At 71.7% G+C, this 15603-nt stretch carries 15 protein-coding genes; 5 read left to right on the top strand and 10 right to left on the bottom strand.

What is annotated here, in order from left to right:
- The 8 genes from BCAV_RS07780 to BCAV_RS07745 form a co-directional block, all read right to left on the bottom strand.
- Complete coding sequence (locus BCAV_RS07780) at positions 1-969, bottom strand: sugar phosphate isomerase/epimerase family protein (RefSeq protein ID WP_015882042.1); 969 nt, start codon at positions 967-969, stop codon at positions 1-3.
- Positions 966-1976, bottom strand: a complete 1011-nt coding sequence (locus BCAV_RS07775; RefSeq protein WP_015882041.1) for a 3-hydroxyacyl-CoA dehydrogenase family protein — start codon at positions 1974-1976, stop codon at positions 966-968. Before BCAV_RS07775 ends, BCAV_RS07780 begins: the two co-directional genes overlap by 4 nt.
- 49 nt (positions 1977-2025) lie before the next feature.
- The gene (locus BCAV_RS07770; RefSeq protein WP_015882040.1) at positions 2026-2793 is read right to left on the bottom strand and encodes an SDR family NAD(P)-dependent oxidoreductase; all 768 of its coding nucleotides are present in this window, start codon (positions 2791-2793) and stop codon (positions 2026-2028) included.
- A 26-nt stretch (positions 2794-2819) separates the two neighbouring features.
- On the bottom strand, positions 2820-4256 hold the full coding sequence (locus BCAV_RS07765) for an ABC transporter substrate-binding protein (RefSeq protein ID WP_015882039.1): 1437 nt from the start codon (positions 4254-4256) through the stop codon (positions 2820-2822).
- 62 nt (positions 4257-4318) lie between these two features.
- On the bottom strand, positions 4319-5182 hold the full coding sequence (locus BCAV_RS07760; protein ID WP_015882038.1) for a carbohydrate ABC transporter permease: 864 nt from the start codon (positions 5180-5182) through the stop codon (positions 4319-4321).
- Entirely contained in the window at positions 5179-6162 is a 984-nt protein-coding gene (locus BCAV_RS07755) for a carbohydrate ABC transporter permease (RefSeq protein ID WP_015882037.1), read from the bottom strand. The genes BCAV_RS07760 and BCAV_RS07755 overlap by 4 nt, the downstream gene beginning before the upstream one ends.
- A 45-nt stretch (positions 6163-6207) precedes the next feature.
- The gene (locus tag BCAV_RS07750; RefSeq protein WP_015882036.1) at positions 6208-7071 is read right to left on the bottom strand and encodes an aldo/keto reductase; all 864 of its coding nucleotides are present in this window, start codon (positions 7069-7071) and stop codon (positions 6208-6210) included.
- Entirely contained in the window at positions 7068-8804 is a 1737-nt protein-coding gene (locus tag BCAV_RS07745; protein ID WP_015882035.1) for a GH39 family glycosyl hydrolase, read from the bottom strand. The genes BCAV_RS07750 and BCAV_RS07745 overlap by 4 nt, the downstream gene beginning before the upstream one ends.
- Positions 8805-9124: 320 nt before the next feature.
- Between BCAV_RS07745 and BCAV_RS07740 the strand changes: the two genes are divergently transcribed.
- Entirely contained in the window at positions 9125-9799 is a 675-nt protein-coding gene (locus tag BCAV_RS07740) for a GntR family transcriptional regulator (RefSeq protein ID WP_043349045.1), read from the top strand.
- Between the two features lie 187 nt (positions 9800-9986).
- Here BCAV_RS07740 and BCAV_RS07735 read toward each other — a convergent pair whose 3' ends face one another.
- Entirely contained in the window at positions 9987-10433 is a 447-nt protein-coding gene (locus tag BCAV_RS07735; RefSeq protein ID WP_015882033.1) for an NUDIX hydrolase, read from the bottom strand.
- An 80-nt stretch (positions 10434-10513) separates the two neighbouring features.
- Here BCAV_RS07735 and BCAV_RS07730 point away from each other — a divergent pair, with 80 nt between their 5' ends.
- Positions 10514-10888, top strand: a complete 375-nt coding sequence (locus tag BCAV_RS07730) for a VOC family protein (RefSeq protein ID WP_015882032.1) — start codon at positions 10514-10516, stop codon at positions 10886-10888.
- Here the strand turns inward: BCAV_RS07730 and BCAV_RS07725 are convergent.
- Positions 10852-12237, bottom strand: coding sequence for a substrate-binding domain-containing protein (locus tag BCAV_RS07725; RefSeq protein WP_050761690.1), 1386 nt, complete (start codon positions 12235-12237; stop codon positions 10852-10854). The genes BCAV_RS07730 and BCAV_RS07725 overlap by 37 nt on opposite strands.
- A gap of 141 nt (positions 12238-12378) precedes the next feature.
- Between BCAV_RS07725 and BCAV_RS07720 the strand changes: the two genes are divergently transcribed.
- Genes BCAV_RS07720 through BCAV_RS07710 form a run of 3 tightly spaced genes read left to right on the top strand, consistent with a single transcriptional unit; the run spans position 12379 to position 15579 of the window.
- A complete protein-coding gene (locus BCAV_RS07720) occupies positions 12379-13689 on the top strand; it encodes an ABC transporter substrate-binding protein (protein ID WP_015882030.1) in 1311 nt (436 codons plus the stop codon).
- Positions 13690-13697: 8 nt separating this feature from the next.
- Positions 13698-14654, top strand: coding sequence for a carbohydrate ABC transporter permease (locus BCAV_RS07715; RefSeq protein WP_015882029.1), 957 nt, complete (start codon positions 13698-13700; stop codon positions 14652-14654).
- 7 nt (positions 14655-14661) lie between these two features.
- Positions 14662-15579, top strand: coding sequence for a carbohydrate ABC transporter permease (locus BCAV_RS07710; protein ID WP_015882028.1), 918 nt, complete (start codon positions 14662-14664; stop codon positions 15577-15579).
- Positions 15580-15603 lie beyond the last annotated feature (24 nt).

The following is a 15603-nucleotide window of genomic DNA, read 5'->3' as shown; positions in this document are numbered from 1 at the left end:
TCACTCGCCCAGCTTCGCCCGGAGGACGCGGCGCAGGTACTCCCGGTTCGAGGCGGCGACGCTCAGTCCGTCGCCGCCGTAGTGCTCGACGCAGAGCGGCCCGCTGAACCCGGCCTCCACCGCCATCCCGATCGCCGTGCGGTAGTCGATGAAGCCGCTCTCGAGCGGGGCCGGCGCCGAGAAGTACGCACCGGTCGCCGGGTCGTGGTCCCTCAGGTAGTTCTTGACCTGCCAGTAGTTCGTGACCGGGAGCATGCGTTCGAGCATCACGCGCCAGTCCTCGACGGGCCGGTGCAGCCGCACGATGTTGCCGATGTCCGGGCACAGGCCGACGTTCGCGAGCCCGATGTCGCCGGCGAGCCGCACGGCGCCGGCGGACGTGCCGAGGTACGTGCCCTCGTACATCTCGAGCGAGATCTGCACGCCTGCGGCCGCCGCACGCTCGCCGATCGCCGAGAACCGCTCGACGGCGAGCGCGTACACGGCCTCGTCGTCGGGGTCCTCCGCGCCGCGGGCGTGCCAGAACCACTGGGCCTGCTGCTGCTCGGACGTGAGAGGCCGGTGCAGCCCGAGGCACAGCACGCCCACCCCGAGAGCGGCGGCAGCGTCGACGCTGCGCAGCGCGTAGTCGAGGTTGGCCGCGGCGACGTCGGGATCGGGGTCGATGACGCTCTGCCGGGTCACGGAGATCGCGCTGAACGCCAGGCCGAGCTCCGCGGCCGCGCCCGTGAGGGCGCGCAGGCCGGCGGGGTCCAGGTCGCCGGGCCGGACCCACGAGTCCGTGAGGTCCACGTGGCTGAACCCCGCGAGGGCGACCTCGCGCAGCGCCGGGCGCCACGCCGGCGGTCCGGCCTGCGTGAGTGCCGCACCGCCGGGGAACTGCAGCAGGGCGGCGCCGATGGGCCAGTCCTCGGCCCGCGGTCGAGTGTCGTGGTCCGGCGACGTCGTCGTGTGCGTGGGCGCGCTCATGCGGGGGTCCTCTCGAGGTCGGGGTCGTCGGACGACGCCGCCGTGGCCGCCCGCACGGGCGCCGGGGGCAGCTCGCGCAGCAGGTCAGCCATCCGGGAGTAGGCGAGAGTGCGCCACGCCGTGAGCGCGGCGACGTCGTCGTCCGTGTAGTCCCGCCACAGGCCGGCGCCGTTCTTCATGCCGTGCCGACCCCGCTCGACGGCGTCCGTGAGGATCCGCGGCGGCGCGAACCGCGGGCCGAGCTCGCGCTCGAGCGACGCGTAGCAGTCGGCGTAGACGTCGAGGCCCGCCATGTCGAGCATCTCGAGTGGGCCGAAGAACCCGGCCCGGAAGCCGAGCGTGCTCCGCACCACGGCGTCGACGTCCGCCGGGGAGGCGTGACCCTCCTCCACGATCGCGAGCGCCTCCTTCACCAGCGCGAACTGCAGCCGGTTGAGCACGAAGCCCGGGGCGTCGCCGAGCTGCGCGCTCACGCGCCCGACGCCGTCGATCATCGCGCGGACGGCGTCGGCCGCCGCCGGATCCGTGGCCTCGCCCGACACCAGCTCGACGCCGGGCACGAGCTGCGCCGGGTTGCTCCAGTGCACGACGAGGAACCGGCTCGGATCCGCGACGGCGTCCGCGAGCGCGCGCACCTGGATCGTCGAGGTGTTGCTGCCGATGATCGCCGTCGCGGTGGCCGCGGAGACCTCCGCGAGGACCCGCCGCTTCAGGCCGAGCACCTCGGGCACCGCCTCCTCCACGAAGTCCGCGCCGTCGGCCGCCTCGGCGGCGCTGGCCGCCCACGTGAGGTGCGCGGCGACGCGCTCGGCCGTGCCTCCGGGGGCGGTCCCGGCCTCCTCGGCGGACGTCGCCTCGGCGAGGACGCGGGCGTGCCCGGCGCGAGCGCGCTCGGCGTCGGCGTCCGCGAGCACGACGTCGAGCCCCGCGCCGGCGAGCACCTGCGCGATCCCCGTGCCCATGTACCCGGAGCCGACGACGGCGACCCTCTCGATCTGCTGCTTCATGCGGTCTCTGCTTCCTTCCCTGCGGGACACGGTCGGTACAGACTGGGCTTCAGTGCATGTACAGACCGCCGTCGACGTTGAGCGTCTGACCGGTGATGTACCCCGACTCCTCGCCCGCGAGGTAGGCGATCGCCGACGCGATGTCCGCCGTCGTCCCGACGCGGTCGACCAGCAGCTCCTCCACGAGGGCCGCCTTGCGCTCGTCGCTCAGGGTGCCGCCCATGATGTCGGTGTCGATCGGGCCGGGAGCGATCGCGTTGACCGTCACGCCGTGCGGGCCAAGCTCCCGGGCCAGAGCTCGGGTCAGGCCGATGACGCCGGCCTTCGCGACCGAGTACGCGGACTTGCTGTACGTGCCACCACCCCGCTGGGCGGACACCGACGAGATCGACACGATGCGCCCACCGCCGCCGCGCACGAGCGACTCGGCCACGCGCCGGCTCACGAAGTGCACGCCGTTGAGGTTGATGTCGATCACGCGGTGCCACTCGACCGGCGTCAGCTCGAGGTACGGCGCCGGCGAGCTGACGCCGGCGACGTTGGCGAGCGCGACGAGCTGCGGCAGCCTCTCCTCGAGCTGGTCGACGGCGTCGCGCACCGCGGCGTTGTCGGAGACGTCGACGCCGACGGCGGCGGCCGGCACCCCGTAGCTGTCGGTCAGCTCGCCGGCGAGCTCCTTGATGGCGCCCTCGTCGACGTCGATCAGGCCGACGGCCCAGCCGTCGCGGGCGAGCCGCTCGGCGGCCGCGCGGCCGATGCCGCGCCGCGAGGCCGCGCCGGTGACGACGGCGGTGCGTTCCGCAGGGAAGTGGTCCATAGGTGTTCTCTCCGATCGACGAAGGGTCAGTAGGTGTAGTCCTGGCCCCGGACCCAGTCCGGGAACTCCCAGTCGGCCCGGGAGACCTCGGCTCCGTCGTCGACCGCCGTCGCGATCGCGTCGTCGAGAGCCGCGGAGTTCGCGTCGGAGAGGTCGACCAGGGCGGCGCGCAGGTCCGAGATCTCGCCGCCCAGGTAGCCCTGGATGACGTTCCCGAGCTCCGGCGCGACGGGCGACTGGTTCGCCTGCACGGTCGCGACGTCGACGTTGCGGACGATGGGCTGCGGACCGCGGAAGATCCGGGTCCGGAACTCCTCCACGAGCCAGGCGTACGGCTCGATGACGTCCGCGCCCGCGACCGTGTCGAGCACGATCGGGGGCTGGTCCATGCCGGACGCGAGCGCCGTCTGGTAGTCCTCCTGCGTGAACGTCTCGATCAGCTGGCTGGCGTACTCGGCCACCTGCGTCGTGCCGCCGACCACCCAGTCCGCACCGCGTGCCCCGCGCGTCGCCACGACCTCGTCACCCTCGGGCGTCAGCATCCCGGCCACCGCCATGAACTCCAGGGCGTCGGGGTTCAGCGAGCGGACCGCGCCCGGCGAGTACGGCCCGTCCATGTGGAAGGCGATCTCGCCGGCCGCCCAGCGACCGCGCGCGTCGGGGATCTGGAAGTTGTTCGTGCCCGGGAGCAGGAACCCCCGGTCCGAGATCTCCTTGTACAGCTCGATCGCGGCCACGTAGGCGTCGTGGTGGTACTCGTACTCGCCGGTGTCGTACCGCAGCCCCTGGTAGCCCGGGAAGCCGCCGGCCTGCGCGAGATCGTCGATCTGCTCCCGCATCCGGCCCGTGGCGCCGAGCGCCATGGTCATCGGGGCGTACGCGCCGTGGTCGGCGATCGCCTGGAGCACCGCGAGGAACTCGTCGTAGCTCGTGGGGGGCTCGAAGCCGACCTCCTCGGCGATGGCGGAGTTGTACCAGGTGCACGCCGCGTACTGCTTGTCCGTGAACGCCGGTAGGCCGTAGATCTTGCCGTCCAGCATCGTGAGACCCTCCACGAAGCTGCCCTCGGGGAGCCGCGCGATCGCCTCGTCGCTCAGCGTGATCTCGTGGATCCAGCCGGCGTCCACCAGCGCGGGCATCGGGAGCCCGACGAGCGGCGTGTACACGTCCGGCAGCTGGTCGCTCTGGTTGGCGAGCTGCAGCGCCTCCGTGGCCTTGCCCGGCTCGTTGTACGTGTGCTCGATCGTGACGCCGAGGCGCTCGCCCTCGTCCGCGGCCCACTGATCGTGCAGGTCCTGCAGGCCGCCGAGGTGGTCCCACCACCGCAGCGTCCCGTCGGCGCCGCCCCCGCCGCCTCCGCTGGCGTTCGGCGGTGCGCTCTCGCCCCCGCAGGCGGCGAGCATGCCGGCCATGCCGGCGAGTCCGAGTCCGCCCATGAAGGCGCGGCGGTCGATGGTGCTCATGTCGGTCTCCTCGTTGAGTGGTGGTGCTGACGGGTGGTGTCGCGGGACGGCGACGGCGGACGTCAGGACTTGACGGCGCCGGCGATGCCTTCGACGAAGTAGCGCTGCATGAACGCGAACAGCAGCACGATGGGCAGGAGCGAGATGACGCCGGCCGCGGCCATGCCGGGCCAGTCCGTGGAGTTCTCCCCGACGAACGCCTGCATCCCGACGCTCACGGTGCGCAGGGCAGGGTTGCTGAACGAGAAGACCAGCGGCAGGAAGAACGCGTTCCAGGTGAACAGGAACGTGAGGATGCCGACGGTGGCCGTCACAGGCATCGACAGCGGCAGCATGATCCGGCTGAACGTGCGCAGGAAGCCCGCGCCGTCGACGATCGCCGCCTCCTCGAGCTCCTGCGGCAGGCCCCGGAAGTAGCCCGCGTAGATGAGGATCGACGCCACGTTGGCGCCGCCGGCGAGCGCCAGGATCATGCCGGACAGCTGGTCCAGCAGGCCGAGCTCGAGGGAGAGCTTGACGATCGGGATGATCGTGTAGCCGGTCGGCACGAACAGCGTGGCGACGAGGATCCCGATGACGAGCCGCGACCCCGGGAACTTGTACCGCCCGAGCACGTAGCCCGCGAGCGCGCACCGCACCACGACGATGACGACGGTCGCCACCGTGACGATCACCGTGTTGAGCAGGTACACCCGGAAGTTGCCGTCCTCCCAGGCGCGGGAGTAGTTCTCCCACTGCAGGGTCTCGGGCACCAGCCCCAGCCCGCCCGCGAAGATCTCCGCCGAGGACTTCAGCGAGGCCGAGAGCATCCAGATGAACGGGAACACCCACACGAACGCGAGCGCCAGGAGGACGACGGCGAGCAGCCACCACGGCAGCCGGCGGCGGATCGTCCGACGGCGGTCGCCGGCCACGACGGCGCTCATGCGCGGGCCCGCAGCCGTCGGGAGACCACCGTGGCCCAGACCTGTGCGGCCACGACCACGAGCACCAGCACGCCGAACAGCACGGCGGCGGCCGACGCGAACCCGAGCTGCGGGATCGTGGCGGCGAACGCGAAGCGGTAGATGTAGATCTCGATGATCTCGGTGGAGAAGAACGGACCGCCCGCCGTCATCGACTGCATGAGGTCGAACGCGTGGAAGCAGTCCTCGATGGTCAGCACCGAGATGATGAGCAGGAACGGGATCAGCATCGGCAGCGTGATGTGCCGGAAGATCTTCCCCGCCCCGGCCCCGTCGATCCGGGCCGCCTCGAAGAGGTCCCGCGGGATCGTCTGCAGGGCGGCGAGCCAGTAGATCATCGTGATGCCGAAGAACTTCCACACGTAGATGACGCCGGAGGTGACCAGCGCCGTCGACGACGACCCGAGCAGGTCCACCGGTCCGGCGCCGAACAGCTGCAGGACGGCGGCCACGGGCCCGCTGGCCGGGTCGAGGATGAAGCGCATGACGACGCCGACGATCGCCGTCGTCGTCACGACCGGCAGGAAGTACGCCGTGCGGAAGAACGACGTGAACGGGAGCCTCGGCGAGTTGAGCAGGATCGCCAGCGCGAACGCCCCGAACACCCGCAGCGGCGCCACGATGAGCAGGAAGAGCAACGTGATCCGCACCGACGACCAGAACATCGGGTCAGCGAGCACGGCCTGGTAGTTGGCGAGACCGACGAACGTCTGGTCGGCCGTGAAGCCGTTCCACTCCACCAGCGAGTACCAGTAGCTGGCCACCATCGGGTAGAGCGTGTACATGCCGTACAGCACGAACGTCGGCAGCAAGAACGCGTAGATCCACAGGTTCCTGCGGCGTTCTCGGGCGCGCTGGCCGGGTCGTTTCACCGGCCGGGCCGGTCGCGGCGGCGCCGGCTTCGTGGCCGTCGCCTCGGCGATGAGCGATGGGCTCGCCATCGAGCACCCTCCTGGTTGTCGGTGGACCGATGTGGGTCAGGGATGTCAGCGGATCTGGCTGATCGAGAACGTGCTCGGGTCGTTACCGATCCGCCGGCCGGCGTCGAGGTCGTCGATCGCCGCCATCTCCTCCGGAGCGAGCTCGAAGGAGTCGAGGTCGAGGTTCTCGACGAGCCGCGCCCGCGACGTCGTCTTCGGGATGACCACGTACCCGTGCTGCAGGTGCCAGCGCAGGACGACCTGCGCGGGCGTCACGCCGTGCGCTGCGGCCGCCGCGAGGACCGGGGCGCCGCCGAGGTCCTGCCCCTGCCCCATCGGCGAGTACGACTCGACGACGATCCCGAGGTCGCGGCAGGCGGCGACGACGTCGGGCCGGGTGTGGGTGGGGTGCAGCTCGACCTGGTTGACCGCGGGGAGCACCTGAGCCTCCGCCGCGAGCCGGCGTAGGTGCTCCGGGAGGAAGTTGGACACCCCGATCGCCCGCACGTCGTCATCCGCCCGGAGGCGTTCGAACGCGCGCCACGACTGGGGCCAGAGCCCCGCCTCGGGGTTCGGCCAGTGGATGAGGTAGAGGTCGAGCCGGTCGAGGCCGAGCCTCTGGCACGTGTCGGCGTAGGCGCGCAGCGCCGACTCGTACCCCTGCTCGCCGTTGCGGAGCTTGGACGTCACCACGACGTCCTCGCGCGGCACCCCCGAGACGCGGACCGCCGCACCCACGCCGGCCTCGTTGTTGTACGCGGCGGCGGTGTCGAAGTGGCGGTAGCCCACCTCGAGCGCCTCCTCGACCACGGGCTGGACGTCGTCGGCCGCGACCTGGAAGACGCCGAGCCCCACCTGGGGGACGTGGACGCCGGGCGCGATCTCGACGGTGGCGGTGATCGGCGCCGCCGGGAGTGCCGCGGCGCTCACCGGACCGGCTCCAGCACGAGCAACGACACCGCGGGCAGCGGGAGGTCGACCACGAGGCTGACCGCGCCGTCGTCGCCCACCGTCACCTCGCGCGCCGGCTCCAGCTCCTCGAGGCCCTGCCGCTCACGGATCGCGGCGAGCTGCTCGTCGGTCGGGACCTGTGGTGCGCCGAGCTCCTGCCACACCGTGTGCGAGTTGCTGTGCTCAGCGTCGATCCGCTGGTGCGTCAGCCGGTAGGCGCCCGCGGCGAGGCCCGTCACGTCGACGGTCACGGGGGTCGCGGACTCGGCGGTGCGGTACTGGTCGTCCGTGTGACGCCACACCAGCGCCGCCACCGACCCGTCCTGCGCGCGCGAGGCGAGGACGTCGACCTCCTCCGGCATGCTCCGGCCCGCGGCCTCGTCGAGCAGGTCGACGCCGTGGGCGGCGTCGGAGGTCGCGGTGACGCGGCGCTCGCCGAGCCTCGCCAGCATCCGGTACGCGTTGAGGAACGGCTTCTCCACGCCGCCGGCCGTGAGGAACGACCGCGTGCCCTCGAAGTAGCGCTCGCCCTCGAAGTAGAAGCTCCACGACGTCGCCTGCTGGACGTTGGCGCCCTCGAGGTCCGACAGGTCGAGGATCTTCTTCATGAGCTTCGCCTGGAACACCGGGTAGTACTCGGTGTTCTGGAACACGAAGTTCGCGTTGTCGTAGAAGGAGTAGTGCGCCGGGACGCCGGCGTCGCACTCGTCGACGATCGCCGGGAGCGTCTTGTAGGCCGGGAACTCGGCCATCACCCGCAGCATCGTGCGGATCTCGTGGAGCATCTTGTGCGCCGACGGGCTCTGCTTCGCCGGTGCGGGACCGCCGGTCGGCCCGTAGACGCGCCACGGGGTGAACGCCGAGCCCTTCGTGTGGAACGAGACGAAGTCGACGGGCACGTCGTGCGCCTCGGTGTAGGCGAGGAAGCCGCGCAGGAACTCGGCACCGCCCCCCGTCACGGCCGGGCCGCCGACCTTCGCCTGCGGCAGCACGCTCCGCACGCCTTCGGCGGTGACCGCGTACAGGTCGTAGAACTGCTCGGGGGTGCCTCGCCAGTAGAAGATGTCCGGCTCGTTCCACAGCTCCCACAGCCACGTGTCGACCTCCTCGGCGCCGTACCGCTCGAGGCAGTGCGCGGCGAGGGCGGCGACCAGGTCGCGCCAGCGGCCGTAGTCGCGCGGCGGGTAGGACCACTGGCCCGCCTCGTACGCGGAGTACACCGTGGGGCTGCTGACGACGGCGAGCTCCTCGGCCTCCGGCGGCAGCAGGTCGCGCGGAGTGAAGGCGAGCTCGACGAGCACGTGGTGGCCGGCCTCGACGATCGCGTCGTACGTCTGGTCGACGATCGTGAAGTCGTACGTGACGTTGCCCTCGGCGTCCTCGTGGTAGACGTTCCCGTTCCCCCAGTGCGGGATGCCGAAACCGGAGCCGGAGCAGAACACGTAGTGCGGACGCACGTGGTAGCCGGTGGTCGTGAGCTCACCGAACGTGCCGAGCAGGTGGCGGCCCGTCGGCGTGTAGGTCCAGTTGATCTCGTCGTAGCCCACGCTCTCCCACAGACGGGTGAGCGGGCCGGCGTCGTCGTCCGCGTGCACCTGAACACGCGCGGCGGCGACGTGCGGTGCGCTCGGGTCGCTCGGTGCGTTGCGCGGGAACGCGCGCTCGCTGGAGATGCCGGGGTTCACGTCCTGGGTGGGAACCGCTGTGGTCACGCCTGGTCACTGCCTCTCGGGTCACGTCGATGTGCTGGCGGTGGTGCTGGCCGGACCGACGCACGGGCGCCGGGACCGGTCCGACGGCGGCTCGCGTCCGCCGTCGTCGATGTGAGCGTTAACGTACGGTCGCCGATCGCAGATTGTCAACAATCAATCATCGACATGCTCTAGAGTTGTGGCGTGCCGCCCGTCCGGACCGGTGCGGGTGCACACTCAGGCGCAGGACGAGAGGAAGGACCGGGGATGCGGGGACTTCCCCACGGATGGAGGCGGCCGACGGCGGAGCACGCCCGCCCGGCGGCGCGGACGCGCACTCGATGAGCCAGGTCAGGTGGGCGGCACCACCGCGCACGTCGCTCGGCGAGTACGTGGTGCGCGAGCTCCGGGAACGCATCGCGACCGGCGAGCTGCGCCCGGGTGAGCACCTGCGGGAGACCGAGCTCGCCGCCGCCCTGAACGTCAGTCGCGGGCCGGTCCGCGAGGCCTTCGCGATCCTCGAGGCCGAGGGGCAGGTCGAGATCCGCCGTCACCGCGGGGCATTCGTCAGCGTGCTCACGCGGCGCGACGTCGAGGAGGTGCACACGCTGCGGACCGCGATGGAGGCTCTCGCCGCGGAACGTGCCGCGACGCGCCTGACGCCGGCGCACTTCGCGGAGATGGACCGTGTCCTCGAGGCGATGAAGGGCACATCGGGTTCCGTGGCGCCGCAGGAGGCCGTGGCCCTCGACCTGGCCTTCCACGACGTGATCTACGACGCCGCGGACCACGCCCGGCTGCAACGGGTCTGGACGTCGCTGCGCAGCCAGGTGTCGTTCTTCCTGCACACGCGCAACGTCAACTTCCCCGACTTCCCCACGGTCGGGTTCTCGGAGCACTTCGAGCTGCGCGAGGCGCTGGCCGGCGGCGATCCTGCGGTGGCGCGGGCCGCCGCGGAGAAGCACATGACCGGCGCGTACTCCCGACTCAGCCAGCTCGAGCTACCTGAGGTGTGAACCGCGCGCTGACGCGGCGGAAGCCCTGCGGTGGCGTCTCGAGGCTCACGGACGTCGCGTGCCGCGAGGTGTCTCGCGGCGGCGCCACGCCGGCGCCGAGCTCGTACCGTGGCGACGAGATCGGACATCCGGGAGATCGATCTCGTCGCTCAGGTACGAGCTCGACCGACGCGTCACCCGGCCCGGCTCATCGGACCCGGTCCCGCCAGGCGCGAATCCCGATCCGCACGACGTCGGCACGCGGCTCCTCGGCGACCCGGTCCAGGTCGCGCCACTCCGCCCGGTCGGTGGTGCCCCCGACCTCGAGCGTGCCCAGCGTGCCGCCGACCACCGTCGCCGTGTACAGGATCCGGACGGCCTTGTACGGCCGTTCCCCGGTGGCGTCGGTGAACGTGCTCGTCACCAACGGGACGCCGAGCTCGACGTCGTACCCGGACTCCTCCTTCGCCTCCCGGACGACCGCCTCCTCGAGGCTCTCGTCGTACTCGACGCCGCCGCCGGGCAGGGACCAGCAGGGTCGGAGACCGCTCGTGCCGCCGTTGAACCAGGTCAGCAGGATGCGCTCGGCGCCGCCGGACTCGTCGACGATCACCGCGTACGCGGCCAGCCGGGTGTCGTACTCGGAGAAGTGCACCCGCGCGACGCTACCGCCAGGCTCACCACCGGGTCCGGCGCTGCACCCTGCGACGCCGCCGTGACTGGTTGACTCAGCCCATGGAACGCCGCCGCCCGGAGCTGGCGATCGCCGCGATCTCGCTCGACTGTGCCGATCCGAGGGAGCTCGCCGAGTTCTACCGGAAGCTGCTCGGCGGCACCCTGCTGTGGGACGGCGCCGAAGCCGCGGCGGTCCGGGCCGGAAGCGTGGTGCTGATCGCGCAACGGGTCGCGGATCACCGCCGGCCATCATGGCCGGGAAGCTCGATCGTTCATCTCGACCTGAGCAGCGACGACTTCGATCTCGCGGAGCAGACGGCCTTCGCCCTCGAGTGTGGGGCGACGCGGCCGGACCGGCAGCCCGATCCGCGCTGGACGGTCCTGCTCGACCCGGCCGGTCACCCGTTCTGCCTGACGCCCTTCACGCCGGCCTGAGCCCGAGGCGCCGCCGGCGGCCGTGACCCGATCTCGAGGTCGGACCCGAGCGCCTCGAGGATGCGGTCGAGCGACCGCACGGTGGGGCTGACCGCGTCTGCCTCGTAGCGCGCGATGAGCGCCTGCGAGCTCCCGATCTGGCTGGCGAGCGCGCTCTGCGTCAGCCCGGCGCGCACGCGAGCCTCGCGGATCAGCTCACCCGGGGACGGGCGCTCATGCCGGATCTGGTATGGCACGGCGGGGTTGAACGTCGCGGCGCTCCCGAGCGTGCTCGCGCGCACCACGAGGCGATGGTTGACGACGCTGCGGCGGGCGGGCGCGGCGGGCTCGACGATGCGCGCGAGCAGCAGGTTGATCGCCTGGGAGCCGAACTCCGCCATGTCCGGTGCGATGGTCGTCAGCGGGGGCCAGGCGTACTCCCCCTCCGGCGCGTTGTCCCAGCCGAGCACCGCCACGTCGTCGGGACTCCGCAGCCCGAGCATGGCGAGCGCGTGCAGCGCGCCGACGGCGAGGAGGTCGGTCGCGCAGATCAGTGCGTCGTGCCGCGCACCGGCCTCGTACTCCCGGCGCGTCCGCGCGAAACCCTCGGACCGGCTGTACTCGCTGGTCTCGACGAGCGCCAGCTCGGCGTCGCCGCCCCACGCCGCCAGCTCGGCGCGCACGCCCGCGATGCGCAATGACGACGCCTTGCGGTGCGGGCCGATCTCCGCGCCCAGGAAGGCGAGGCGTCGCCGCCCGAGCGTGAGCATGTGGCGCGTGGCCTCGCGAGCCGAGCCCACGTTGTCGATGCTGACCTGGTCCAACCCTCCCGAGTCCGCCTGCTCTCCGAGGAGCACGAGCGGCGTGTCCGTGCGCAACGCGGCGATCTCCGGCCCGGTCAGGCGCGAGGGACTCAGCAGGACGCCGTCCGTGAAGCGGACCGGGTAGCCCCGGGCGGCGGAGGTCTCCCGCGCGATCGAGTGTCCGGTCTCGTCGACGAGCACCGTGTAGTCGTCCTTGCGGGCGCGCTGGACGACCGATCGCGCCAGGTCCGCGTAGTAAGGGGTCGCCAGGTCCGGCACGCTCACGGCCAGGAGCCCGGTCCGGCCGTGCCGGAGCTGCCGCCCGGCCAGGTTCGCGCGGTAGCCGAGCTCGGCGATCGCGCGCTCGACGCGACGGCGGGTGGCCGGCGCGACGTTCGGCCGCCCGTGGATGACGTTCGTGACGGTCTTCCACGAGACGCCGGCGCGCGCGGCGACGTCCTTGATGCCGACTGCCTTCCCCGCGCGCGCGGAGCGGCCCGGGGCGGCCTGCGCCTCCTCCTGCGGCGCGCCGGGCGGCCCTCCCGAGGGTGATACCGGATCTGACATACCCCACAACATATCGCTCCCCGCCTCCGGTAATCAGCCGAGCAGGACGGCCGAACGCACAGTTGACAACGCCGCCGCTCACGCTGTCACACTTGTCTAACGTTGTAACGCCGCCACCGCCGCTCGGCTCCTGGAGGAACGATGAAGTCCACCCGGCACACACCCCGTCGCACGATCCGTCGCCCGGCCGCAGCCGCCGCCGTCACCGCCTCGCTGGCCCTCGCGCTCGCCGCCTGCGGCGTCGGCGGCGGTGACGCCCCGGGTGCCGACGAGACGGTCGGCCCTGCGTCCGACGCGCCCATCCGCGCCACCTGGTGGGGGGTGGACAACCAGAACCAGGCGCTCGACGCGGCGATCGCGTCCTTCACCGAGGCCGGCGGTCCCGAGGTGGCGGTCGAGCCGCAGCCGTGGGACGGCTACTGGGACAAGCTCGCGACGCTGGTGGCGGGCCGCGACCTGCCCGACGTCGTCATGCAGGCCGCGAGCCAGCTGCCGACCTACGCCGAGCGGGACTCGCTGCTCGACCTCTCGCAGGTCGACCTCGACACGAGCGGGCTCGACGCGGGAATCCGCGACTTCGGGACGGTGGGCGACGCAAGCTTCGGCGTCGTCGCCGCGACGAACGCGACGGGCTTCGTCACGAACGCCGACCTGCTCGGCGAGCTCGGCGTCGACGCACCGGCGGGCGAGTGGACCTGGGACGACCTCGCGGCGTTCGCCGACCAGGTCCGGATGGCGAGCGCCGGCGAGACTTGGGGCGTCCAGGACGGGAGCGGCGACCTCATCCTGTTCATCCTGTACGTGCGCGACAGCGGCCGGGAGTTCTACGCGGACGACGGCTCGCTCAACGCGACGCCCGACGACCTGCGGGCGTGGCTGCAGCTGTGGGCCGACATGCGCGAGGCGGGATCCGTGCCGCCCGCCGACGTCACGGCGGAGTCCGCGGGCAACATGCCCGGCAGCCCGCTAGCCACCGGGCGCGCCGCCGCCTCGTTCGCGTGGACCCAGGACTACGTCGCCCTGCAGGCCGTGACGGACTCCGCCCTCGACATCGGCCTCCCGCCGCACAACACGGAGCACCCGAGCCTGTGGATCAACGCCGCGAGCCTGTGGTCGATCTCCGCGACGTCCGGCAACCCGCAGGGCGCCGCCGACCTCATCGACCACCTCGTCAACGACCCCGGCGCCGTCGAGGAGCTCGGCGCGACGCTCGGCATCCCGCCCACGGCCGAGGCGCGGGCGCAGATCGCCGAGTCCGTCACGGACGAGGAGCTGCCCGCCGTCGAGTACATGGACATCGTGGCCGAGAACTCGCGCCCGCTGAACCGCCTGTGGCCGGACGGGTTCGCCGACTCCCGGACACTGCTGGGACAGCTCGCCGAGGCCGTCGCGTTCGGGCAGACGAGCATCGACGACGCCGTCGACGCGTTCTTCGCCGACGCGGAAGGCTGAGCGTCAGGGTGTCCGTCCCCACCGCACCCGCCGCCGCCGCGCGGGCGACCAGGCCGGCTCGCCGGCCCCGGCCGCCCGCGCGGGCACGGAGCGAGGCCCGCGCCGGCTACCTGTTCCTCCTGCCCTGGTTCGTCGGGCTGGCCGCGCTCGTGATCGGTCCCATGGCGGCGTCCGCGTACCTGTCGTTCACGTCCTACGACCTGTTCAACGACCCCGTGTGGGTCGGGTTCGACAACTACCGCACGATGTTCACGGACGACCCGCGCCACCTGCAGTCGCTGCGCGTGACGTTCACCTACGTGCTGGCCTCCGTGCCGCTGCGGCTCGCCGTCGCGCTCGGGCTCGCCGTCCTCATGAACCGGACGCTGCGCGGCATGTCGTTCTACCGTGCGGCGCTGTACCTGCCGTCGCTCCTCGGCGGCAGCGTGGCCATCGCGATCCTGTGGCGGCAGCTGTTCGGCGGCGAGGGCGCGATCAACCAGATCCTCGCGTTCCTCGGGATCTCGGGTCCCAACTGGATCGCGTCGCCGTCCACGTCGCTGCTCACGCTGATCGTCCTGGCCGTCTGGCAGTTCGGGTCCCCGATGGTGATCTTCCTCGCCGGTCTGCGGCAGATCCCCGCGGAGCTGCTCGAAGCGGCGCGGGTCGACGGCGCGGGCACCGTCCGGCGGTTCGCGTCCGTCACGCTGCCGCTCCTGACGCCCCTCGTCTTCTTCAACCTCGTGATGCAGACGATCGTGGCGTTCCAGGCGTTCACGCCGTCGTTCATCATCTCGAACGGCACCGGCGGCCCCGTCGACTCGACGCTCTTCTACACGCTGTACCTCTACATCAAGGGGTTCGGCGAGTTCGAGATGGGCTACGCCTCGGCGATGGCGTGGGTGCTCGTCGCCATCATCGCGACGTTCACCGCCATCAACTTCCTCGGCGCCCGCCGCTGGGTGCACTACGCGGACGAGAGCTGACGGGCTGATGGCCACCACCGCACCGACACCCGCCCACCTCACGCGCGCGACGCCGTCGCCCGCCGTGCCACCTGCCCGACGCCGACCCGCGCGGCGGGCGCCGCTCGCCACGTTCGCGTGGCACGGCCTCATGCTGCTCCTCTGCGTCGCCACGCTGTACCCGCTGCTGTGGATGGCTCGCAGCTCGGTGGTGCCCGAGGAGGAGATCTTCGCGAGCCCGACCATCGTGCCGTCCGGAGTCGACCTCGCGAGCTACCCCGCCGGATGGAACGCGAACCCGCCCGGGTTCGGCACCTTCCTGACGAACTCGTTCCTCATCTGCGCCGGAGCCGTGGCCGGGAACCTCATCGCGTGCACCCTCGCGGCGTACGCGTTCGCCCGGCTGCGCTTCCCGCTCAAGAAGGTGTGGTTCGCCGTCATGCTCGGCACGGTCATGCTGCCCGGCCACGTCACGCTGATCCCGCAGTACGCGCTGTTCTCGGCCGTGGGATGGGTGGGCACCTACCTGCCGCTCATCGTCCCGAAGTTCCTCGCGACGGACGCCTTCTTCATCTTCCTGCTCGTCCAGTTCATGCGGGGGATCCCCCGGGAGCTGGACGAGGCCGCGGAGATCGACGGGGCCGGCCGTTGGCGCGCCTTCCGCTCCGTGATGCTGCCGCTCACCGTGCCGGCGCTCGCGACGACGGCGGTCTTCACGTTCATCTGGACGTACGAGGACTTCCTCGGCCCCCTCATCTACCTGAGCGACCTCAACGACTACCCCGTGCCGCTCGGGCTGCGGATGTTCGTCAACGCGATGGGCCAGTCCTCCTACGGTCAGCTCTTCGCGATGTCGCTCGTCTCGCTGCTCCCCGTCTTCGTGTTCTTCCTGCTGTTCCAGCGCAAGCTCATCGCCGGCATCGCCACGACCGGCCTCAAGGGCTGAGCCCCATCCACCACCGAAGGAGTC

It is taken from the genome of Beutenbergia cavernae DSM 12333 (assembly GCF_000023105.1).
Classification (GTDB): domain Bacteria; phylum Actinomycetota; class Actinomycetes; order Actinomycetales; family Beutenbergiaceae; genus Beutenbergia; species Beutenbergia cavernae.
Note: the sequence above shows the minus strand (reverse complement) of the source record. Positions and strands in the feature narration are given on the sequence as shown.

What these genes read in the sequence shown, in the direction of transcription:
- BCAV_RS07780 (WP_015882042.1), bottom strand. Translation starts at nt 969, where the DNA reads ATGAGCGCGCCCACGCACACGACGACGTCGCCGGACCACGACACTCGA.
- BCAV_RS07775 (WP_015882041.1), bottom strand. Translation starts at nt 1,976, where the DNA reads ATGAAGCAGCAGATCGAGAGGGTCGCCGTCGTCGGCTCCGGGTACATG.
- BCAV_RS07770 (WP_015882040.1), bottom strand. Translation starts at nt 2,793, where the DNA reads ATGGACCACTTCCCTGCGGAACGCACCGCCGTCGTCACCGGCGCGGCC.
- BCAV_RS07765 (WP_015882039.1), bottom strand. Translation starts at nt 4,256, where the DNA reads ATGAGCACCATCGACCGCCGCGCCTTCATGGGCGGACTCGGACTCGCC.
- BCAV_RS07760 (WP_015882038.1), bottom strand. Translation starts at nt 5,182, where the DNA reads ATGAGCGCCGTCGTGGCCGGCGACCGCCGTCGGACGATCCGCCGCCGG.
- BCAV_RS07755 (WP_015882037.1), bottom strand. Translation starts at nt 6,162, where the DNA reads ATGGCGAGCCCATCGCTCATCGCCGAGGCGACGGCCACGAAGCCGGCG.
- BCAV_RS07740 (WP_043349045.1), top strand. Translation starts at nt 9,125, where the DNA reads ATGAGCCAGGTCAGGTGGGCGGCACCACCGCGCACGTCGCTCGGCGAG.
- BCAV_RS07730 (WP_015882032.1), top strand. Translation starts at nt 10,514, where the DNA reads ATGGAACGCCGCCGCCCGGAGCTGGCGATCGCCGCGATCTCGCTCGAC.
- BCAV_RS07725 (WP_050761690.1), bottom strand. Translation starts at nt 12,237, where the DNA reads ATGTCAGATCCGGTATCACCCTCGGGAGGGCCGCCCGGCGCGCCGCAG.
- BCAV_RS07720 (WP_015882030.1), top strand. Translation starts at nt 12,379, where the DNA reads ATGAAGTCCACCCGGCACACACCCCGTCGCACGATCCGTCGCCCGGCC.
- BCAV_RS07710 (WP_015882028.1), top strand. Translation starts at nt 14,662, where the DNA reads ATGGCCACCACCGCACCGACACCCGCCCACCTCACGCGCGCGACGCCG.